Consider the following 20470-nt stretch of genomic DNA (forward strand, 5'->3'; position numbering starts at 1 on the left):
AGGCAACATCGCCGGCGGGGGAGGGGGCGAGGGTGCGAGGTACCGGACACACCCGGGTGACGCAGCGCTCCTAGACTCGGGCGCCGTGACCAGTCCGACCGGTGATGTGCTGACCGAGACCCGGGCCGCCGCGTCCCGGCTGCTGGGCCGGGCGCGGTACTTCCTCCCCGAGATCGTCCTGGCCGTCGGGCTGGCGTGGACGCTCGTCGCGCTCGTCGCCCTGGGCGGTGCGTTCGCCGTCGACGTCGCGATCGACGGCCACCGCGGGACGACCGCCGCGACGGTGCTCGACGGCTCGGACTACTGGCGCACGGTCGTCCGGTTCGTCGACGACCAGGGGCGCCTGCAGACCCCGGCCTCGGGCGTCTCCTACCCGGTGGGGCTCACCCCCGGGGAGAACATCTACGTCGAGTACGACACCGCCGACCCGACGAACGTCCGGGTCGCCGGGCGCACCGCCGTCGACGGGATCCTCCCGGTGGCCGGGCTGGTCGCGGGCGGCTGGCTGCTGGTGGCGCCGCTGGTCGTGTGGCTGCGCCGCCGCCGCGCCCGCCACGGCACCGTCTGAGCCGCACCGTCCGGGCCGGCGGCCTGCGGGTCAGCCCCGCCAGAGCGCGCCGATCTCGGCGGCGACCTGCGGCGCGGTGACGAGCAGCCCGCCCTCGGGCAGCGGTGTGCACCGGCCGTCGCGCCCGAGCACCAGCGCACCGGCCTCGGAGGCCAGGCAGAGCGCGCCCGCCACGTCCCACTCGTGGTAGCTGGTGAGCACGGCGGCGGCGGCGTTGCCCAGCGCGACCTGGGTGATCGCGAGCGCGGCCGAGCCGAGCACCCGCACGCCGACGTGCGCGGCCCGGGCCCGCTCGACGAACCCGGCCTCCGGGTCCTCCGCGCACACCAGCGACCCGGCGGCCCGTGCGGTGCGCCGCGGCGGGACCGGCACGCCGTTCGCCCGGAAACCGCGCCCGCGGGCGGCGGCGTAGATCTGGCCGCGTCCCGGGTCGGCGACCACCCCGACGGCCGGGCCGTCGGCGTCGACCAGGGCGAGGCTGTAGGCGCACCACGGCAGGCCCGCGACGTAGTTGGCGGTGCCGTCGACCGGGTCGACGACCCAGCGCAGCGGGGCCGTCGCGGCGCCCGGGTCGGCACCGAACTCCTCCCCGACGACCGGGCAGCCGGGGAACTCCTGGGCCAGCACCCGGCGGGTGTGGCGCTCCAGGGTGCGGTCGGTGTCGGTGACCCAGTCGAACGGGTTGGCCTTGGCGGTGGCGTCGAGCGAGCCGGTGTGCTCGCGGCCGAGCGTCGCGGTGATGACCTCGGCGGCGTCGTTGGCCAGCCGGCCCGCGGTCTCCAGCGCACGGGAGAGCAGCGCCGGGTCCACCGGGCGGGTCGGTCGGTCGGTTCGCGGCACGGCCGTCATACGGCCCGAGTGTCCGGGCGGGGGGTGTCCCGGCGACGACACGCGGGTGACGACCTCGTGCCGGACGTGCCAACTCGCGCTCCGCCCACCCGATGTTCGCCCAGGGTTGGGGGGTTGATCACGCCGCGGACCGGACCCGCTGTACCACCCCGGCCACTGTCGCCGTGTGCGCGTCGCAATCGTCTCGGAATGCTTCCTGCCGGTGGTCAACGGCGTCACCAACTCGGTGCTGCGGGTGTGCGAGCACCTGCGCGCCGCCGGGCACGACGTGGTCGTCGTCGCCCCGGGCACCGGGGAGGCCGACTCCCACGACGGGATCCCGGTCGTCCGGATCCCGGCGGTGGAGCTGCCGGTGGTCAACTCGATGCCGGTCGGGGTCCCCAGCCGGCGGATCCTCACGGCGCTGCGCCGGTTCCGGCCGGACGTGGTGCACCTGGCGGCGCCGTTCGTCGTCGGGGCGCGCGGGCTGGCCGCGGCCCGGCGCCTCGGGGTGCCGACGGTGGCGATCTACCAGACCGACGTGGCCGGTTTCGCCTCCTCCTACGGCCTCGGCCTGACCGCGCGGGCGGCCTGGCGCTGGACGTGCCGGCTGCACACGATGGCCGACCGCACCCTCGCGCCGTCGAGCTGGGCGACCGGTGCGCTGCGCGAGCGCGGCGTGCCGCGGGTGCACCAGTGGGCGCGCGGCGTCGACACCCGCCGGTTCACCCCGTCGCGGCGCAGCGACGCCGTGCGCGCCGCGCTCGCCCCGAACGGCGAGCGGCTCGTCGGGTTCGTGGGCCGGCTCGCCCCGGAGAAGCAGGTCGAGCGGCTCGCGGTGCTGGGTGACCTGCCCGGGACGCGGCTGGTCGTCGTCGGCGACGGGCCGAGCGCGGACGGGCTGCGCGAGCGGCTGCCGTCGGCGGCGTTCCTCGGCCACCGCGGCGGCGACGAGCTCGCGAGCATCTACGCCAGCCTCGACGTGTTCGTCCACACCGGGCAGTCCGAGACGTTCTGCCAGGCCGTGCAGGAGGCGCTGGCCTCCGGCGTCCCGGTCGTCGCGCCGGACGCCGGCGGCCCGCGCGACCTGGTGCTGCCCGACCGCACCGGCTACCTGGTTGCGCCGCGGCCCGACGGCGGTGAGCCGGGCGACCCGGTCACCGACGCCGCGGACCGCGAGCTGGTCGCCGCGGTCGCGGCGCTGTGCGAGCCGGAGCGCAACCGCGCGTTCGGGCAGGCCGCCCGCCAGTCGGTGCTGCGGCGCACCTGGACCGCGGTCGGCGACGAGCTGCTGGCGCACTACGGCGACGTGCTGCGCGCCGCCCCGGACCGCCTCGCCGCGTGAGCGGCGGGCGGCGGCCTGCGTAGTCGTGCGGATCCGCGGGGCCCGCCGCGCGGGGACGGTGGGCGCATGAGCCGCACGATCGTCGTCGCACCCCGGGGTGAGCTCGCCGCGGTCGACACCTCCGCCGCCGTCCGCCTGATGGGTCGCCTGCTCGACCCCGACCTCGCGGTGCGCGACACCGCCCGCGCCGCGGTGCTCGTCGCGCCGCACCGCCAGATGCCGCCGGTGCTCTTCGCGCTGTCGGAGAACCTCGTCGCGCACGGCGCGATGCCGGAGGCCGCCCGCTGGTTCTACGCGGCCCAGCTGCGGGCCCGCTACGACGCCTGCCGCTGCACCGACACCACCGCCGCCCAGGCGCTCGCGGTGCTGCGCGACCGGTTCGGCGGGCCGGTGAACCGCTGGGCGTTCGCCGACCCCGCCCGGGTCCGCCGGGCCGCGGTGCGGGCCGTGGCCTGGGACCGCACGGCGCCGCACGAGTACGACCACCGCTGGATCGCGCTGCACGGCATGCGCGCCTTCACCGGCGACGGCACCGGGGTCAGCACCCCGGCGTCGGAGTGGCCCGCCGTCGCCGCCCGCGTGCGGGCCGACCACCTCCGGGGGCTGCGGGAGGTGCTGGCCGAGCAGTTCGGCCGCAGGTGAGCGCCGGAGCGGGTCGGTAGGCTGGGCGGCGTGTCCCGCGCCGAGCTCGACAAGAACCCGCACGACGTCGCCCGCATGTTCGACGGCGTCGCCCGGCGCTACGACCTGACCAACACCGCGCTGTCGGCGGGGCAGGACCGCTACTGGCGGAGCCGGACCCGCCGCGCGCTGGCCCTGCGTCCCGGTGAGCGGGTCCTCGACCTGGCCGCGGGCACGGCGGTGTCGACCGTGGAGCTGGCGAAGGACGGCGCCTGGTGCGTCGCCGCGGACTTCTCGCTCGGCATGCTGCGCGCCGGCGCCCGCCGCGACGTGCCCAAGGCCGCCGCCGACGCGCTGCACCTGCCCTTCGCCGACGGCAGCTTCGACGCCGTCACGATCTCCTTCGGCCTGCGCAACGTGAACGACACCGTCGCCGGCCTGCGCGAGATGGCCCGGGTGACCCGCCCCGGCGGGCGCCTGGTCGTCTGCGAGTTCTCGACGCCGACCTGGGCCCCGTTCCGCACGCTCTACCAGGACGTCGTGCTCGGGCACGCGATCCCGGCCGTCGCGCGTGCCGTCTCCTCGAACCCCGAGGCGTACCTGTACCTGAGCGAGTCCATCCGCGACTGGCCCGACCAGCCCGCCCTGGCGCAGAAGATCGCCGACGCCGGCTGGGAGCGCCCGGCCTGGCGCAACCTGACCTTCGGCGCCGTCGCGCTGCACCGCGCCTCCAAGCCGGCCTGAGCCCCGACCGGCCCGCGGCCGGTCCGCCCCGCCCGGCGGGGCCCTCATCGCGATACCGGATCGCCGTTGTGCCGCAAGGACTTCCGCGACGCCGGCCGATCCGGACACGCGATCATCGCGGCGCCGTCCTACACTGCTCGCGCAGTTCGTGAACTTTTTCACAAGGGTGGTGGTCGACACGCGGCCCGGAGCGCGCCCACCTGCGCCGATGCGGATCACATGTGACCCGCACCCCGTCACAGGTAAGGCTCGCCTGGGTTCTTCGTCACAGGGCCCCGGACATAGGGTCGCCCCGTTCGGCTTGTCGATCACCACCAACGGCGGTGGCCGCGCGACTACGAAGGTGCAGGAATGCTCGATCCCTATCTCCCGCTCGTCCTGCTGTTCGTGCTGGCGGCGGGGTTCGCGCTGTTCTCGGTCGCGTCCGCGCCACTGATCGGCCCGCGCCGGTTCAACCGCGCCAAGCTGGATTCCTACGAGTGCGGGATCGAGCCCTCGCCGCAGCCGGTCGTCGGCGGCGGTCGTGTGCCGGTCGCGTACTACCTCACGGCGATGCTGTTCATCCTGTTCGACATCGAGCTGGTGTTCATGTACCCGTACGCCGTCGTCGCCGACGCGGTCGGTGTCTTCGGGTTCGTGGCCATCACGCTCTACATCGCCACGATCGCCTTCGCGTACGCCTACGAATGGCGTCGCGGCGGGCTCGAGTGGAACTGAGGCCGTCATGGGACTCGAGGAGAACCTGCCCAGCGGCGTCCTGCTGACCAACGTCGAGAAGCTGGTCAACTGGACCCGGAAGTCGTCGCTCTGGCCCGCCACGTTCGGCCTGGCCTGCTGCGCCATCGAGATGATGACCACCGGTGCGCCGCGCTACGACCTCGCCCGGTTCGGCATGGAGGTCTTCCGGGCCTCGCCGCGCCAGGCGGACCTGATGATCGTCGCGGGCCGGGTGAGCAACAAGATGGCGCCGGTCCTGCGCCAGATCTACGACCAGATGCCCGAGCCGCGCTGGGTGCTGGCGATGGGCGTCTGCGCCAGCTCCGGCGGCATGTTCAACAACTACGCGATCGTCCAGGGCGTCGACCACGTCGTGCCGGTGGACATGTACCTGCCGGGCTGCCCGCCGCGGCCGGAGATGCTCATCGACGCGATCCTGAAGATCCACGCCAAGATCATGGACGAGCCGCTCGGCCCGAAGCGGGCCGCCGAGCTCGCGGCCTCCGGGCACCGGACGCCGATGGTGCCGTCGTCGGTGAAGTTCGCGCCGAAGCACAAGCAGCTCGGCGCGCTGAAGAACACCCGCACCCAGGACGTCCCGAACTACCTGGAGCCGGGTGCGCAGCCGAAGCCGTCCATGAACGAGCTGGTCGCGGGCGAGCGGGCGGCCGAGCTGCCGTCGCTGGCCGACGCGGCGAGGGGTGAGGCGAAGTGACCGGACCGACGGAGCCGACCGGCACCTCGAAGGACGACGCCGAGCCCACCGGTGGCGCGCACTCGTCGTCGCAGGAGAGCGGGGACGCCGCCCTGCAGCAGCAGTCCGCGGGCGGCGCCGCCCCCGGCGACGCGCTCGCGGGCGCCCGCCCCGCGCAGCCGATGACCGAGACCCGCACCCGGTCGGGCATGTTCGGCGTCCGCGGCACCGGCGACACCTCCGGCTACGGCGGTCTGCGCCTGCCGGGCTGGGCGCCCGCGCCGGCCGAGCGACCCTTCGGCGGCTGGTTCGACGAGTTCGCCGACGAGCTCGGCGCGGCGCTCGACGAGCGGAGCATCCCGCGCTCCGCGGTCGAGCAGGTCACGATCGACCGCGACGAGCTGACCCTCTACGTCGAGCCCGCCCGGCTGCACGAGGTCGCCCGCACCCTGCGCGACGACCCGGCCCTGCGCTTCGAGTTCTGCTCCGGGGTGTCCGGGGTGGACTACTCGGCGCCCGACGGCGCGCCGGTCGACCGGCCGCTGCACGTCGTCTACCACCTGCTGTCGATGACCTACCGGCGCCGGGTGCGCCTGGAGGTCGCCCTCGACATCGAGCACCCGCACGTGGCCAGCGTCGTCGACGTGTACCCGACGGCCGACTGGCACGAGCGCGAGACCTGGGACATGTACGGCGTCGTCTTCGACGGCCACCCCGCACTGACCCGGATCCTCATGCCCGACGACTGGGACGGCCACCCCCAGCGCAAGAGCTACCCGCTGGGCGGCATCCCCGTGGAGTACAAGGGCGCGGAGATCCCCCCGCCCGATGAGCGGAGGGCCTACTCGTGACGACTGACGCCGACCCCACCACCGCCGACGCCACCACCGACCCGTACGCCGCGCCCGGCCGGGAGACCACCGAGGGCACGGTCTACACCGTCACCGGCGGCGACTGGGACGACCTGCTCGAGGCCGAGCACGACGACCGCATCGTCATCAACATGGGCCCGCAGCACCCGTCGACGCACGGCGTGCTGCGCCTGGTGCTGGAGCTGGAGGGCGAGACCGTCACCCAGGGCCGCGCGGTGATCGGCTACCTGCACACCGGTATCGAGAAGAACTGCGAGTACCGGACCTGGACCCAGGGCGTCACCTTCGTGACCCGGGCGGACTACCTGGCCCCGCTGTTCAACGAGGGCGCCTTCTGCATGGCCGTCGAGAAGCTGCTCGGCGTCGAGGTGCCCGCCCGGGCCGAGCACCTGCGGGTGCTGCTCTGGGAGCTCAACCGGATCGGCTCGCACCTCGTCGCGCTGGCCACCGGCGGCATGGAGCTGGGCGCGCTCACCGGCATGACCTCGGGCTTCCGCGAGCGCGAGGAGGTGCTCCACCTGCTGGAGTTCCTCACCGGCCTGCGCATGAACCACGCCTTCTTCCGCCCGGGCGGCCTCGCCCAGGACATGCCCGACGGCTGGCAGGAGAAGGTCCGTGACTTCCTGAAGGTCATGAACTCCCGGCTGCCCGACTACGACCGGCTGCTCACCGGGCAGCCGATCTGGCGCCAGCGCCTGGAGGGCGTCGGCTACCTGCCCGTCGACGGCTGCCTGGCCCTCGGCGCGTCCGGCCCGATCCTGCGCTCGGCCGGCCTGGCCTGGGACCTGCGCAAGCACATGCCGTACTCGGTCTACGACCAGTACGACTTCGAGGTCCCGACGGCGACCGAGGCCGACTGCTACGCCCGCTACCGGCTGCGCGTCGCCGAGATCCACGAGTCGCTGCGGATCATGGAGCAGGCGGTGGCGAAGCTCGACGAGCTCGGCCCCGGCCGCGTGATGGTCGACGACCCGAAGGTGGCCTGGCCCGCGCAGCTGTCGGTCGGCAGCGACGGCATGGGCAACACCCTCGAGCACGTCCGCAAGATCATGGGTCAGTCGATGGAGTCGCTGATCCACCACTTCAAGCTGGTCACCGAGGGGTTCCACGTCCCGCCGGGGCAGGCGTACGCGGCGGTCGAGTCCCCGCGCGGCGAGCTCGCCGTGCACGCGGTGTCCGACGGCGGCACCCGCCCGGTCCGCGTGCACCTGCGCGACCCCAGCTTCGTGAACCTGCAGACGATGCCCGCGATGAGCGAGGGCGGCCAGGTCGCCGACGTCATCGCGGCCGTCGCCTCGATCGACCCCGTGATGGGAGGTTGCGACCGATGACCAGCACCCCGCCGGTCGAGCCGTCGCCGGTCTCGCCCGCGTTCGACGAGCTGACGCGCACGCGCACCAAGGAGATCATCTCCCTGTACCCGGAGTCGCGCTCGGCGCTGCTCCCGCTGCTGCACCTCGTGCAGTCGGTCGAGGGGTACGTCAGCCCCGACGGCATCCGGTACTGCGCCGAGGCGCTGGACCTCACCACCGCCGAGGTCTCCGCGGTCGCGACGTTCTACACGATGTACAAGCGCACCCCCTGCGGTGAGCACCTGGTCAGCGTCTGCACGAACACCCTGTGCGCGGCGCTGGGCGGCGACGACATCTACGCCCGGCTGCGCACCCACCTCGGCAGCGAGGACCGGCCGCTCGGCCACGAGGAGACGGTGGGCGAGCCGGGCAGCACCGGCTCGATCACCCTCGAGCACGCCGAGTGCCTCGCGGCCTGCGACCTCGCGCCGGTGCTGCAGGTCAACTACGAGTACTTCGACAACCAGACGGTCGGGTCCGCGGTCGAGCTCGTCGACGCGCTGCGCCGCGGCGAGCGCCCGCAGCCGACCCGCGGGGCGCCGCTGACCGACCTGCGGACCGTCGAGCTGGAGCTGGCCGGGTTCACCGACGACGCCTCCACCGTCGACACCACCGCCCGCGTCGAGGGCCCGTCCGGCGCGGTCGAGTCGGTGCGCGGGGCGCGGATGGCCGAGGAGAACGGCTGGACCGCCCCGGCGCTGCCCGACGAGCCGCCGGCGATGCCCGCGCTACCGGAGAAGAAGTGATCGCATGAGCACCACAGAGCCTGTGCGCAAGCCGGACCCGATCACGCCCGTCCTGACCCGGCGGTGGCTGTCGCCGCGGTCCTGGTCGATCGACACCTACGAGCAGCTGGAGGGCTACACCTCGCTGCGCACCGCGTTCGCCGCCCACCCCGACCAGCTCATCCAGCTGGTGAAGGACTCGGGGCTGCGCGGGCGCGGCGGTGCCGGGTTCCCGACCGGGATGAAGTGGGGCTTCATCCCGCAGGACGACGGCAGCGGGACCGGCCCGGGCGCCAAGCCCAAGTACCTCGTCATCAACGCCGACGAGGGCGAGCCGGGCACCTGCAAGGACATCCCGACGATGATGGCCGACCCGCACGCGCTCATCGAGGGCTGCATCGTCACCAGCTACGCGATCCGCGCGAACTTCTGCGCGATCTACGTGCGCGGCGAGGCCCTGCACTGCATCCGCCGGCTGCGCGCGGCGGTCCGCGAGGCGAAGGCCAGGGGCTACCTCGGCCGCGACATCCTCGGCTCCGGGTTCGACCTGGAGATCGTCGTCCACGCGGGGGCGGGCGCCTACATCTGCGGCGAGGAGACGGCGCTGCTCGACTCGCTGGAGGGCCGTCGCGGCCAGCCGCGGCTCAAGCCCCCGTTCCCCGCGACCGCCGGGCTCTACGCGTGCCCGACCGTGGTGAACAACGTCGAGACGATCGCCAGCGTCCCCGCCATCGTCAACGGCGGCTCCGCCTGGTTCCGCTCGATGGGCCGCGAGAAGTCGCCCGGGCCGAAGATCTACTCGGTGTCCGGCCACGTCGAGCGCCCCGGCCAGTACGAGGCGCCGCTGGGCATCACGCTGCGCGAGCTCCTGGAGCTCGCCGGCGGCATGAAGGACGGGATCCCGCTCAAGTTCTGGACGCCGGGCGGCTCGTCCACCCCGCTGTTCACCGCCGAGCACCTCGACGTCCCGCTGGACTTCGAGGGCGCCGCCGAGGCCGGCTCCATGCTGGGGACGACCGCGGTGCAGGTCTTCAACGAGACCGTCTCGGTGCCGTGGGCGGTCATGAAGTGGACCGAGTTCTACAAGCACGAGAGCTGCGGCAAGTGCACCCCCTGCCGGGAGGGCACCTACTGGCTGACCCAGGTGCTGCAGCGGATGGTGCGCGGCGAGGGCACGACGACCGACATCGACACCCTGCTCGACGTCTGCGACAACATCCTCGGCCGCTCCTTCTGCGCACTCGGCGACGGCGCGACGAGCCCCATCACCAGCGCCATCACGTACTTCCGCCAGGAGTTCCTGGACCTCATCGCGGAGCAGCCCGATGTGGACCGCCCGGAGCAGCTGGCCGCACTGACCGGAGCGAGCGCATGACCCTCACACCGGAGCGGAACGCCACCGAGGAGACACCCGTCCCCGAGGGCCACGTCCGCCTCACCATCGACGGCCAGGTCGTCGACGCGCCCAAGGGCGAGCTGCTGATCCGCACCTGCGAGCGCCTCGGCATCGTGGTCCCGCGGTTCTGCGACCACCCGCTCCTCGACCCGGCCGGCGCCTGCCGCCAGTGCCTGGTCGAGGTCGAGATGGGCGGCCGGCCGATGCCCAAGCCGCAGGCCAGCTGCACCATGGCCGTCGCCGACGGGATGGTGGTGAAGACCCAGCACACGTCCGAGCGGGCCGACAAGGCCCAGCAGGGCGTGATGGAGCTGCTGCTCATCAACCACCCGCTCGACTGCCCGATCTGCGACAAGGGCGGTGAGTGCCCGCTGCAGAACCAGGCGATGGCGCACGGCCGGTCGGACTCGCGGTTCGTCGAGACCAAGCGGACGTTCCCGAAGCCGCTGCCGATCTCGTCGCAGGTGCTGCTCGACCGGGAGCGCTGCGTGCTCTGCCAGCGCTGCACGCGGTTCTCCGAGGAGATCGCCGGTGACCCGTTCATCGACCTGCTCGAGCGCGGCGCGAAGCAGCAGATCGGCATCGCCGAGGACCAGCCGTTCCAGTCGTACTTCTCGGGCAACACGATCCAGATCTGCCCGGTCGGTGCGCTGACCAGCGCCGCCTACCGGTTCCGGTCGCGCCCGTTCGACCTGCGCTCGACCGCGGGCACCTGCGAGCACTGCAGCTCCGGCTGCGACCTGCGCACCGACTCCCGGCGCGACGTGGTGCTGCGCCGCCTCGCGGGCAACGACCCGGAGGTCAACGAGGAGTGGCTCTGCGACAAGGGCCGCTTCGCCTTCCGCTACACCGGCAGCGCCGGCCGCATCACCCGGCCGATGGTGCGCCGGGCCGACGGCACGCTGACCGAGGCGTCCTGGACCGAGGCGCTCGCCGTCGCCGCGGAGGGGCTGCTCGCGGCCCGCGCCGCCGGCGGCATCGGGGTGCTGCCCGGCGGGCGGCTGACCGTCGAGGACGCCTACGCCTACGCCAAGTTCGCCCGCGTCGTCGCGCACACCAACGACGTCGACTTCCGGGCCCGGCCGCACTCCGACGAGGAGCTGGAGTTCCTCGCCGCGCACGTCGTCGGCGGCACGCCGGAGGACTCGGTCACCTTCACGGCGATCGAGAACGCCCCGGCCGTGCTCACCGTCGGCACCGACCCCGAGGAGGAGTCGGGCATCGTCTTCCTGCGCCTGCGCAAGGCGTACCGGAAGAAGGGCCTGCGCCACTTCCAGGTCGGGCCGTTCACCACCTACGGCGCGGAGAAGACCGGCGCCACCACGCTGCACGCCGTCCCCGGCGCGGAGGCGGCCGTCGTCGCCGACCCGGGTGGCGACGTCGTCGCGGCGCTGGAGCAGCCGGGCTCGGTGATCCTGGTCGGCGACCGCGCCGCGGAGTCGCCGGGCCTGTACTCGGCGGTGTCGGCCCTCGCGGCCCGCACCGGCGCGGCGATCGGCTGGCTGCCGCGCCGGGCCGGGGACCGCGGCGCCCTGGAGGCGGGCGCGCTGCCGACGCTGCTGCCCGGCGGCCGTCCGGTCACCGACGCCGCCGCCCGTGCCGAGCTGGAGCAGGCCTGGGGCGCCCCGGTCCCGGCCACCCCCGGCCGCGACGGCGACGCCATCCTCGCCGCCGCCGCGAACGGCACGCTGTCCGCGCTGGTCGTGGGCGGGGTCGACCCGCAGGACATGGCCGACCCGACGGCCGCGATCACCGCGCTGCGCGAGGTCGGGTTCCTGGTCAGCCTGGAGATGCACACCTCCGCGGTGACCGAGCTCGCCGACGTCGTGCTCCCGGTCGCGCCGGACGCCCAGCGCTCCGGGACCTACGTCAACTGGGAGGGCCGCCACCGCCCGTTCGGCGTCGCGCTCGACGCCACCGGCGTGCTGCCGGACTGCCGGGTGCTCGACACCCTCGGCGTGGAGATGGACGCGGACCTGTTCACCCAGACCCCGGCCGCCGCGGCCGGCGAGCTGGAGCGGCTCGGCTCGCGCCGCGCCGGCGGGGCCGCACCCGACCACACCGCCGGGCAGGCCCGCCGCCCCGGGTACGGCCAGGCCGTGCTCGCCACCTCGCGGCAGATGATCGACGACGGCAGCCTGCAGATCGACGAGCCCGCGCTCGCCGGGACCGCGCGGCGGCCCTACGTCAAGGTCAACGCCGCGACCGCCGAGCGGCTCGCCCTGGTCGAGGGCGAGGACGCGACCGTCCGCACCGCCCGCGGCGCGATCACCCTGCCGGTGGCGCTGACCGACCTGCCCGACGGCGTGGTCTGGCTGCCCACCTGCTCGCCCGGCTCGCACGTCCGCCCCACGCTCGGGGTGGGCCACGGTGACCTCGTGACGGTCGGCCCGGCCGGGAACGGAAGTGCGTCGTGAACCTGCTCCAGGTGCCGCCGACCCCGGTGGACCAGCTGACGCACACCCAGCAGCTGCTCGCCGACGACCCGATCTGGCTGATCCTGATCAAGGTCGTCGGGCTGTTCGCGCTCGGCGTCGTGCTCACCCTGTTCATGATCAACTGGGAGCGCAAGGTCGTCGGCCGGATGCAGCACCGTCCGGGACCGAACCGGACCGGCCCCGGCGGCTGGCTGCAGAGCCTCGCCGACGGGCTGAAGCTGGCGTTCAAGGAAGACATCATGCCGGCGATGGCCGACAAGAAGGTCTACTTCATCGCCCCGGTCATCTCGACGATCCCGGCCTTCGTCGCCTTCTCGGTGATCCCGTTCGGCGGCACGGTCACGATCTTCGGCGAGGAGACCGTGCTGCAGCTCGTCGACGTCCCGGTCGGCGTGCTCGTCGTGCTGGCCTGCTCGTCGATCGGCGTGTACGGCATCGTGCTCGGCGGCTGGGCCTCGGGCTCGCCGTACTCGCTGCTCGGGGCGCTGCGGTCCGCGGCGCAGGTGATCTCCTACGAGATCGCGCTCGGCCTCGCCGTCGTCGGCGTGGTGCTCTACTCCGGCTCGCTGTCCACCGCGACGATCGTCGGGGCGCAGGCGTCGGGCTGGTACTTCTGGCTGCTGCTGCCGAGCTTCGTGGTCTTCGTGATCGCGATGGTCGGCGAGACGAACCGGGCCCCGTTCGACCTCCCCGAGGCCGAGTCGGAGCTGGTCGGCGGCTTCCACACCGAGTACTCGTCGCTGAAGTTCGCGCTGTTCTTCCTGGCCGAGTACGTGAACATGGTGACCGTCTCGGCGATGGCGGTGACGCTGTTCCTCGGCGGCGGCATGTGGCCGTGGCCGCTGAGCTTCCTCAACGCCTACGGCTGGCTGCAGTTCGTGGCCTTCATCATCAAGGTCCTGCTGTTCCTGTTCGTGTTCATCTGGCTGCGCGGCACACTGCCCCGGTTCCGGTACGACCAGTTCATGAAGCTGGGCTGGAAGGTCCTCGTCCCGGTGATGCTGGTCTGGATCGTCGCGATCTTCGGCATCCGGGCGTTCGTCAACACCGGCTCGGACAACTACGTGCTGCTGCTGTCGCTGATCGGGTTCGCACTGGCCGTCGTCCTGGCGGTCGCGTTCCTGCTGCCCGACCGGCAGGTCGAGGCACCGCAGGTCGAGCCCGCGTCGGACTACCCGGTCCCGCCGCTGGACCTGACGGTCCCCGAATCGCCCCCGAAGCGTCGGAAGGCCGTGACGGCCGGAAAGGACGCGCAGTAGATGTTCGACTTCTTCAAGGGATTCGGCGTCACCTTCTCGACGATGTTCAAGAAGGTCGTCACCGAGGAGTACCCCGAGGACTTCCCGCCGGCCGCGCCGCGCTACCACGGCCGGCACCAGCTCAACCGGCACCCGGACGGGCTCGAGAAGTGCGTCGGCTGCGAGCTGTGCGCCTGGGCCTGCCCGGCCGACGCGATCTACGTCGAGGGCGGGGACAACACCGAGGAGGCCCGGTACTCGCCCGGTGAGCGCTACGGCGCGACCTACCAGATCAACTACCTGCGGTGCATCGGCTGCGGCCTGTGCATCGAGGCCTGCCCGACCCGGTCGCTCACCATGACCAACTTCTACGAGCTGGCCGACGACAACCGCCACGACCTCATCTACACCAAGGAGCAGCTGATGGCCCCGCTGCTGCCGGGCATGGAGCAGCCGCCGCACCCGATGCGCCTGGGCGACGACGAGCAGGACTACTACGTCTCCGGCCCCACGCTCGCGAAGGTCAGCGCGCAGGACCAGACCAAGGAGCAGGCGCGATGACGACCGCGGTCCTGGCCCAGGCGGCCGGGGAGGTGAGCACCGGCGAGGCGGTCGCGTTCTGGATCCTCGGGCCGGTGGCACTGGCCGGCGCACTGGGCCTGGTCTTCGCCCGGCACGCGGTGCACGCCGCGCTGCTGCTGGTGCTGACGATGTTCTCGATCGCGGTGCTGTACCTCGTGCAGTCCGCCCCGTTCCTCGGGTTCGTGCAGATCATCGTCTACACCGGCGCGGTGATGATGCTGTTCCTGTTCGTGCTCATGCTGGTCGGGCGCGACTCCAAGGACTCGGTGATCGAGGTCCTGCGCGGGCAGCGCGCCGCGGCCCTGGTGTTCGGCGTCGGCCTGGCCGCGCTGCTGGTCGGCGGGCTGTCCCGCGGGCTCACCAGCGTCACCCCGGCCGGGCTTGCCGCCGGCGGGCTCGGGTGGAACGGCAACGTCCCGGGCCTCGGCCGGCTGATCTTCACCGACTACCTGCTGGCCTTCGAGCTGACCGCGGCGCTGCTGATGGTCGCCGCCCTCGGCGCGATGGTGCTGTCGGGCTCGCAGAGCAGCCGGCACACCAAGATCGGCCAGCGCGAGACGGTGCTGCGCCGGCTGCGGGGCGAGCACGCGCGCGTGTCGCCGCTGCCCGGCCCCGGCGTCTACGCGACGTCGAACTCGGTGGCCGTCCCGGCGATCCTGCCGGACGGCTCGATCGCCCCCGAGTCGCTCTCGGAGATCATCGAGTCGGTCTCGGTGGACGTCCCCGACACCACCACCCCCGACGCGCACGCGCTCACCGGCCGTCCGGCCCCCGACCGGACCATCGACGCCGGCGAGTCCGCCGCCACCGCCCCGCGGACGGGGGAGGAGCGATGAGGCCCGAGTACTACCTGCTGCTGTCGGCGCTGCTGTTCACCATCGGCGCGGTCGGTGTGCTGGTCCGCCGCAACGCCGTCGTGGTGTTCATGTGCATCGAGCTGATGCTGAACGCGGTGAACCTGACCCTGGTCACGTTCTCGCGGATCAACGGCAACCTCGACGGCCAGGTCATGGCCCTGTTCGTGATGGTGGTCGCCGCCTGCGAGGTCGTCGTCGGCCTCGCGATCATCACGGCGATCTTCCGCACCCGCCAGTCGTCCTCGGTGGACGACGCGAACCTTCTGAAGTACTAGGAGCGTGCGCGCGTGAACCCCGTCCTCGCACAGGCCGCCCCCCAGGCGACCGGCGCCGCGTCGCTGGCCTGGTTGCTGATCGCGCTCCCCGCGGCCGGTGCCCTGGTGCTCTTCCTCGCCGGACGGCGGGCCGACGCCTGGGGCCACTGGCTCGGTGTCGCCACCGTCGCCGGGTCGTTCGTCGTCGGACTGTCGATCTTCCTGCAGGCCCTCGGGCTGCCGGCCGACGAGCGCCTGCAGGAGCAGTCGCTGTGGTCGTGGATGTCCTCGGGCTCGCTGAGCGTGGACTTCGGGCTGCGGATCGACACGCTGTCCCTCACGTTCGTCCTGCTGATCACCGGCGTCGGCGCGCTCATCCACCTCTACTCGGTGGGCTACATGAGCCACGACCCGAACCGGCGCCGGTTCTTCGCGCAGCTCAACCTGTTCGTCGCCGCGATGCTGGTGCTGGTGCTGGGCAACAACTTCGTGATGCTCTACCTCGGCTGGGAGGGCGTCGGCCTGGCGTCCTACCTGCTGATCGGCTTCTACCAGGACCGCCCGGCCGCGGCGACCGCCGCGAAGAAGGCGTTCCTGATGAACCGGGTCGGTGACGTCGGCCTGGCGATCGCGATCTTCCTGCTCTGGCTGGAGCTCGGGACCCTGCAGTACACCGAGGTCTTCGCCCGCATCGGCGAGGTCGGCGGCGGCACGGTGCTGGCGATCACGCTGCTGCTCCTGCTCGGGGCGTGCGGCAAGTCCGGCCAGTTCCCGCTGCAGGCCTGGCTCCCGGACGCGATGGAGGGCCCCACCCCGGTCTCCGCGCTGATCCACGCGGCCACGATGGTCACCGCGGGCGTCTACCTGATCGCCCGCGCCTCGCCGATCTACGACCTGTCGCCGACCGGACGGCTGGTCGTCGCGCTGATCGGCGTGGTCACGCTGATGATCGGCGCGATCGTCGGCTGCGCCTACGACGACATCAAGAAGGTCCTGGCCTACTCCACGGTCAGCCAGATCGGCTACATGATCCTCGCCGTCGGGCTCGGGCCGGCCGGGTACGCGCTGGGCATCCTGCACCTGCTCACGCACGGCTTCTTCAAGGCGGGGCTCTTCCTCGGCGCCGGGTCGGTCATGCACGCCATGAACGACGACGTCGACATGCGCCGATTCGGCGGCCTGTGGCGCAAGATGCCGGTCACCTTCGCGACCTTCGGGCTGGGCTACCTGGCGCTGATCGGGTTCCCGTTCCTGTCCGGCTACTTCTCCAAGGACGCGATCATCGAGGCCGCGTTCGCCCAGGAGGGCTGGCAGGGCTGGGTGTTCGGCGGGTTCGCGACGCTGGCGGCCGGGCTCACCGCGTTCTACATGACCCGCCTGATGATCATGACGTTCCTCGGCGAGGAGCGCTGGCGCCGGGTGCCGTCCACCGACGGGCGCGAGTACCACCCGCACGAGTCCCCGGCGACGATGACCGTCCCGATGATCGTGCTGGCGTTCGGCTCGGTCTTCGGCGGGTTCGTGCTCTACGGGATGATCCCCGAGTGGCTCGCCCCGTCGGTCGGGGAGCGGGTCGAGCTGGAGGGCGGTGCGCTGCCGCACGCGGTCGTCCCGTGGCTGGTGGTCGGCCTCTCCGCGCTGGGCGTGCTGGCCGCGTACCTGTTCGTCGGCCGCTCCCCGGTGCCGGTCGAGCGCCCGCAGAAGGTGTCCGCGGTGGTCGCCGCGGCCCGGGCCGACCTCGGCGCGAACGCCTTCAACGAGGCGTTCATCGAGCGGCCCGGCATCGCGCTCACCCGGCTGCTCACCTGGTTCGACGACCGCGGGATCGACGGCGCCGTCAACGGCACCGCGGCCGCGTTCGGCGGTGGCTCGGGCCGGCTGCGCCGGCTCCAGACCGGCTTCGTCCGGTCCTACGCACTCTCGATGCTCGGCGGGGCGGTCATCGTCGTCGCCGCGATGCTGGCGGTGAGGTTCGTCTCATGATCGACCCGATCGTCCCCGGATCCGGGGGCAACCCGTTCCTGCTGGTGCTGCTGCTCGTGCCGGTGGCCGGCGCGCTGGTCATGTACCCGCTGCGCCGCAACACCGGGGCCGCCAAGGCGGTCGCGATGGCCACGGCCCTGCTGGAGCTCGTGCTCGTCGTCGTCGCCTGGGCGCTGTACTCGATCCCCGCCGCGCAGGCCGGCACCCGGTTCCAGCTCGAGTTCTCGGCGTCCTGGATCCCCGCGTTCGGCACGCACATCGCCTTCGGCGTGGACGGCATCTCCCTCGCGCTGATCGGGCTGACCGCGTTCCTCGTGCCCGGGCTGATGCTGTTCGCGTGGGCGGAGAAGCTGCCCGAGGGCCGCTCGGCCGCCGGGTACTTCGCGCTGCTGCTGGCCACCCAGGCGACGCTCGTCGGCGTCTTCGCCGCCACCGACGTCTTCCTGTTCTACGTGTTCTTCGAGGCCATGCTGGTCCCGATGTACTTCCTCATCGGCCGCTTCGGCGGGCCGCAGCGGCAGTACGCGGCGGTCAAGTTCTTCCTGTACTCGCTGCTCGGCGGCCTGATCATGCTGGCGTCGCTGATCGGGCTGTTCGTGGTCTCCGAGCAGCAGCTCGGGCAGGGCACGTTCACCTGGGCCGACCTGCAGGCGATGGCGTCGAGCGTGCCGGAGTCCACCCAGATCTGGCTGTTCCTCGGCTTCTTCGTCGCCTTCGCGATCAAGGCGCCGCTGGTGCCGTTCCACACCTGGCTGCCCGACGCGGGCGCCGAGGCCCCGATCGTCGGGGCGGTGCTGCTGGTCGGCGTGCTGGACAAGGTCGGGACCTACGGCTTCCTGCGCTACCTGCTGCCGCTGTTCCCGCAGGCGTCGCAGACCCTGGCGCCGCTGGTGCTGGTGCTCGCCGTCGCCGGGATCCTCTACGCGGCGCTGCTGGCGGTCTCCCAGACCGACATGGGCCGCTTCGTCGCCTACACCTCGGTGGCGCACTTCGGGTTCATCGCGCTCGGGGTGTTCGCGTTCTCCAGCCAGGCCTTCGCCGGCGCGACGCTCTACATGGTCAACCACGGCCTCTCGACCGGGATGCTGTTCGTGATGGTCGGCGTGCTGATCAGCCGCGGCGGCTCCCGGCTCATCGCCGACTACGGCGGCGTCGCCAAGCTCGCCCCGGTGATGGCGGGCTGCCTGCTGCTGGCCGGGATGAGCTCGCTGGCGCTGCCGGGCACGAACTCGTTCGTCTCGGAGTTCCTGGTGCTGCTCGGCTCGTTCCCGAACCGCCCGGTGTTCACGGTGGTCGCCACCGTCGGCATCATCTTCGCCGCGCTCTACGTGCTGTGGTTCTACCAGCGCACGATGCAGGGCCCGGTCCGCGGCACCGCCGTGATGGCCGCGCTGGAGCGCGGCGGAGCGGGCGGACCCGGGTCGATGATCGACCCGGCGGTCGCCGCGCAGCGCAAGGGCTCCGGCTTCCCCGACCTCACCGGCCGCGAGATCGGCGTGCTCGCGCCGCTGATCGTCGCGATCGTGGTGCTCGGCTTCTACCCGGGCCCGGTGCTCGACCTGATCAACCCGTCGGTGACGGCGACGATGACCGAGCTCGGCCTGCCCGACCCGGTCATGGCTGGAGGGATCCCCCGATGAGCGTGCTCGCACAGGTCACGCCGATCGAGATGCCGGCGATCGACTGGGCGGCGACCGCGCCGCTGTGGATCGTGTTCACCGGTGCCTGCGTGTCGGTGCTGCTGGAGGCGTTCCTGCCGCGTCACCAGCGCTGGCCGGTCCAGGTGCTCGTGACCGGGCTGACCCTGGTCGCGGCGCTGCTCGCGCTGGCCGGGTACGCCCTGTCCGGCCCGGCGGCGGTGCTGACGTTCGGCTCCGCGCTGTCGGTGGACTCCCCGTCGCTGTTCCTGTGGGGCACGCTGATCGTGCTGGCGATCCCCAGCCTGCTGCTCATCGCGGACCGGTCGGTCGAGCCGGGCGGGGTGTTCGTCGCCTCGGCCGCCGAGCGCGCCGCCGCCCGCACCGGCGGCGGGTCCTCGCCGGCGGCCGGCGGGCCGCCGGAGCACGTCGACCGCTCCTACGGGGCGCCCGACGAGGCCCCGACGATGCAGACCGAGCCGTTCCCGTTCGTGCTGTTCGCCCTCGGCGGGATGATGGCGTTCGTCGCCGCCAACGACCTGCTGACGATGTTCATCGCGCTCGAGGTGCTGTCGCTGCCGCTCTACCTGATGTGCGGGCTGGCCCGGCGCCGTCGCCTGCTGTCGCAGGAGTCCGCGGTCAAGTACTTCCTGCTCGGTGCGTTCGGCTCGGCGTTCTTCCTCTACGGCATCGCGCTGCTCTACGGCTACGCGGGCTCCGTCCGGCTCTCGGCGATCTCGCAGGCCACCGCGGGCACCCTGGCCTCGGACACGCTGCTGTTCGCCGGCCTGGCACTGCTGCTGGTCGGGCTGCTGTTCAAGGGCTCCGTCGCCCCGTTCCACACCTGGACGCCCGACGTGTACCAGGGCGCGCCGACGCCGGTCACCGCGTTCATGGCGGCCTGCACGAAGGTCGCCGCGTTCGGCGCGATCGCCCGGGTGCTCTACGTCGCCTTCGGCAGCACCGTGTGGGAGTGGCGCGGCGTGCTGTGGGTCGTCGCGGTCGTGTCGATGGTCGTCGGCGCGGTGCTGGGTCTGACCCAGACCGACGTGAAGCGCATGATCGCCTACTCCTCGATCGCGCACGCCGGGTTCATCCTGCTCGGCGCGATGGCGCTGACCCCGCAGGGCACGGCCGGGCTGCTGTTCTACCTGCTGGCCTACGGCTTCACCACGGTCGCGGTGTTCGGCATCGTCTCGCTCGTCCGCACCAGCGACGGCGAGGCGTCCGACCTCGCGGCCTGGGCCGGGCTCGCGAAGCGGTCCCCGCTCGTCGCGGGGATCATGACGTTCCTGCTGCTCGCCCTGGCGGGCATCCCGCTCACCAGCGGGTTCACCGCCAAGTTCGCCGTGTTCTCGGCGGCCTCGGCGGACGGGATGGTGCCGCTGGTGGTGATCGCGCTGGTGGCCTCGGCCGTCGCGGCGTTCTTCTACCTGCGCATCGTCGTGCTCATGTACTTCTCCGAGCCCGCGGAGGACGGCCCGGCCGTCGTCGTGCCGGGTGCGTTCACCACCGTGGCCATCACGCTGGGCACGCTGGCGACCCTCGTTCTCGGGATTCTCCCCACACCCGTCCTCGAATGGGCCGCCAGCGGCGCATTCGCGGGCTGACGTTCGTAC

The 20470-nt window shown here is 72.7% G+C and carries 19 protein-coding genes; 18 read left to right on the plus strand and 1 reads right to left on the minus strand.

Annotation, left to right across the window (positions count from 1 at the left end; translation table 11 throughout):
• The first annotated feature begins 85 nt into the window (after positions 1 to 85).
• Positions 86 to 568: a DUF3592 domain-containing protein gene (locus WJX68_RS16885; protein WP_340291953.1), complete on the plus strand. Its 483-nt coding sequence runs from the start codon at positions 86 to 88 to the stop codon at positions 566 to 568.
• Positions 569 to 598: 30 nt separating this feature from the next.
• On the opposite strand, the gene WJX68_RS16890 is transcribed toward WJX68_RS16885, so the two are convergent.
• Entirely contained in the window at positions 599 to 1417 is an 819-nt protein-coding gene (locus WJX68_RS16890; protein ID WP_340291956.1) for an inositol monophosphatase family protein, read from the minus strand.
• 166 nt (positions 1418 to 1583) lie between these two features.
• On the opposite strand from WJX68_RS16890, the gene WJX68_RS16895 reads away from it, so the two are divergent.
• From WJX68_RS16895 to nuoN, 17 genes are all read left to right on the plus strand, one after another.
• A complete protein-coding gene (locus WJX68_RS16895; RefSeq protein WP_340291958.1) occupies positions 1584 to 2741 on the plus strand; it encodes a glycosyltransferase family 4 protein in 1158 nt (385 codons plus the stop codon).
• A 66-nt stretch (positions 2742 to 2807) separates the two neighbouring features.
• Positions 2808 to 3383 carry a hypothetical protein gene (locus WJX68_RS16900; protein WP_340291961.1) on the plus strand — a complete coding sequence of 192 codons (576 nt, stop codon included), beginning with the start codon at positions 2808 to 2810 and terminating at the stop codon, positions 3381 to 3383.
• Positions 3384 to 3413: 30 nt separating this feature from the next.
• Positions 3414 to 4106: a demethylmenaquinone methyltransferase gene (locus WJX68_RS16905; RefSeq protein ID WP_340291963.1), complete on the plus strand. Its 693-nt coding sequence runs from the start codon at positions 3414 to 3416 to the stop codon at positions 4104 to 4106.
• Positions 4107 to 4457: 351 nt separating this feature from the next.
• A complete protein-coding gene (locus WJX68_RS16910) occupies positions 4458 to 4823 on the plus strand; it encodes an NADH-quinone oxidoreductase subunit A (RefSeq protein WP_340291965.1) in 366 nt (121 codons plus the stop codon).
• A gap of 7 nt (positions 4824 to 4830) precedes the next feature.
• A complete protein-coding gene (locus WJX68_RS16915) occupies positions 4831 to 5538 on the plus strand; it encodes a NuoB/complex I 20 kDa subunit family protein (protein ID WP_340291967.1) in 708 nt (235 codons plus the stop codon).
• On the plus strand, positions 5535 to 6368 hold the full coding sequence (locus tag WJX68_RS16920; RefSeq protein ID WP_422785720.1) for an NADH-quinone oxidoreductase subunit C: 834 nt from the start codon (positions 5535 to 5537) through the stop codon (positions 6366 to 6368). The genes WJX68_RS16915 and WJX68_RS16920 overlap by 4 nt, the downstream gene beginning before the upstream one ends.
• Entirely contained in the window at positions 6365 to 7720 is a 1356-nt protein-coding gene (locus WJX68_RS16925; RefSeq protein WP_340291969.1) for an NADH-quinone oxidoreductase subunit D, read from the plus strand. Before WJX68_RS16920 ends, WJX68_RS16925 begins: the two co-directional genes overlap by 4 nt.
• The gene (gene nuoE, locus WJX68_RS16930) at positions 7717 to 8487 is read left to right on the plus strand and encodes an NADH-quinone oxidoreductase subunit NuoE (protein ID WP_340291971.1); all 771 of its coding nucleotides are present in this window, start codon (positions 7717 to 7719) and stop codon (positions 8485 to 8487) included. Before WJX68_RS16925 ends, nuoE begins: the two co-directional genes overlap by 4 nt.
• A gap of 4 nt (positions 8488 to 8491) precedes the next feature.
• Positions 8492 to 9841: an NADH-quinone oxidoreductase subunit NuoF gene (gene nuoF / locus WJX68_RS16935; RefSeq protein WP_340291973.1), complete on the plus strand. Its 1350-nt coding sequence runs from the start codon at positions 8492 to 8494 to the stop codon at positions 9839 to 9841.
• A complete protein-coding gene (locus WJX68_RS16940; RefSeq protein WP_340291975.1) occupies positions 9838 to 12279 on the plus strand; it encodes an NADH-quinone oxidoreductase subunit G in 2442 nt (813 codons plus the stop codon). The genes nuoF and WJX68_RS16940 overlap by 4 nt, the downstream gene beginning before the upstream one ends.
• 35 nt (positions 12280 to 12314) lie before the next feature.
• Positions 12315 to 13559 carry an NADH-quinone oxidoreductase subunit NuoH gene (gene nuoH / locus WJX68_RS16945; RefSeq protein WP_340292082.1) on the plus strand — a complete coding sequence of 415 codons (1245 nt, stop codon included), beginning with the start codon at positions 12315 to 12317 and terminating at the stop codon, positions 13557 to 13559.
• Positions 13560 to 14099, plus strand: coding sequence for an NADH-quinone oxidoreductase subunit NuoI (gene nuoI, locus WJX68_RS16950; RefSeq protein WP_340291977.1), 540 nt, complete (start codon positions 13560 to 13562; stop codon positions 14097 to 14099). It begins immediately after the preceding gene.
• Positions 14096 to 14956: an NADH-quinone oxidoreductase subunit J gene (locus WJX68_RS16955; RefSeq protein WP_340291979.1), complete on the plus strand. Its 861-nt coding sequence runs from the start codon at positions 14096 to 14098 to the stop codon at positions 14954 to 14956. Before nuoI ends, WJX68_RS16955 begins: the two co-directional genes overlap by 4 nt.
• The gene (nuoK, locus tag WJX68_RS16960) at positions 14953 to 15252 is read left to right on the plus strand and encodes an NADH-quinone oxidoreductase subunit NuoK (protein WP_060710483.1); all 300 of its coding nucleotides are present in this window, start codon (positions 14953 to 14955) and stop codon (positions 15250 to 15252) included. Before WJX68_RS16955 ends, nuoK begins: the two co-directional genes overlap by 4 nt.
• 12 nt (positions 15253 to 15264) lie before the next feature.
• Positions 15265 to 17214, plus strand: coding sequence for an NADH-quinone oxidoreductase subunit L (gene nuoL, locus WJX68_RS16965; protein ID WP_340291983.1), 1950 nt, complete (start codon positions 15265 to 15267; stop codon positions 17212 to 17214).
• Positions 17211 to 18854 (plus strand): NADH-quinone oxidoreductase subunit M, encoded by a 1644-nt coding sequence (locus tag WJX68_RS16970; RefSeq protein WP_340291985.1) that lies wholly within the window; start codon positions 17211 to 17213, stop codon positions 18852 to 18854. The genes nuoL and WJX68_RS16970 overlap by 4 nt, the downstream gene beginning before the upstream one ends.
• Entirely contained in the window at positions 18851 to 20461 is a 1611-nt protein-coding gene (gene nuoN, locus WJX68_RS16975; protein ID WP_340291987.1) for an NADH-quinone oxidoreductase subunit NuoN, read from the plus strand. The genes WJX68_RS16970 and nuoN overlap by 4 nt, the downstream gene beginning before the upstream one ends.
• The last annotated feature ends 9 nt before the right edge of the window (positions 20462 to 20470 follow it).

Origin of the sequence: Pseudonocardia spirodelae (assembly GCF_037727765.1) — a bacterium.
In the GTDB taxonomy this organism is placed as follows: Bacteria; Actinomycetota; Actinomycetes; order Mycobacteriales; family Pseudonocardiaceae; genus Pseudonocardia; species Pseudonocardia spirodelae.

Coding starts and splice junctions, on each gene's coding strand:
- WJX68_RS16890 (WP_340291956.1), bottom strand. CDS start 1,417: ATGACGGCCGTGCCGCGAACCGACCGACCGACCCGCCCGGTGGACCCG.
- WJX68_RS16900 (WP_340291961.1), top strand. CDS start 2,808: ATGAGCCGCACGATCGTCGTCGCACCCCGGGGTGAGCTCGCCGCGGTC.
- WJX68_RS16910 (WP_340291965.1), top strand. CDS start 4,458: ATGCTCGATCCCTATCTCCCGCTCGTCCTGCTGTTCGTGCTGGCGGCG.
- WJX68_RS16915 (WP_340291967.1), top strand. CDS start 4,831: ATGGGACTCGAGGAGAACCTGCCCAGCGGCGTCCTGCTGACCAACGTC.
- nuoE (WP_340291971.1), top strand. CDS start 7,717: ATGACCAGCACCCCGCCGGTCGAGCCGTCGCCGGTCTCGCCCGCGTTC.
- nuoF (WP_340291973.1), top strand. CDS start 8,492: ATGAGCACCACAGAGCCTGTGCGCAAGCCGGACCCGATCACGCCCGTC.
- WJX68_RS16940 (WP_340291975.1), top strand. CDS start 9,838: ATGACCCTCACACCGGAGCGGAACGCCACCGAGGAGACACCCGTCCCC.
- nuoI (WP_340291977.1), top strand. CDS start 13,560: ATGTTCGACTTCTTCAAGGGATTCGGCGTCACCTTCTCGACGATGTTC.
- WJX68_RS16955 (WP_340291979.1), top strand. CDS start 14,096: ATGACGACCGCGGTCCTGGCCCAGGCGGCCGGGGAGGTGAGCACCGGC.
- nuoK (WP_060710483.1), top strand. CDS start 14,953: ATGAGGCCCGAGTACTACCTGCTGCTGTCGGCGCTGCTGTTCACCATC.
- WJX68_RS16970 (WP_340291985.1), top strand. CDS start 17,211: ATGATCGACCCGATCGTCCCCGGATCCGGGGGCAACCCGTTCCTGCTG.
- nuoN (WP_340291987.1), top strand. CDS start 18,851: ATGAGCGTGCTCGCACAGGTCACGCCGATCGAGATGCCGGCGATCGAC.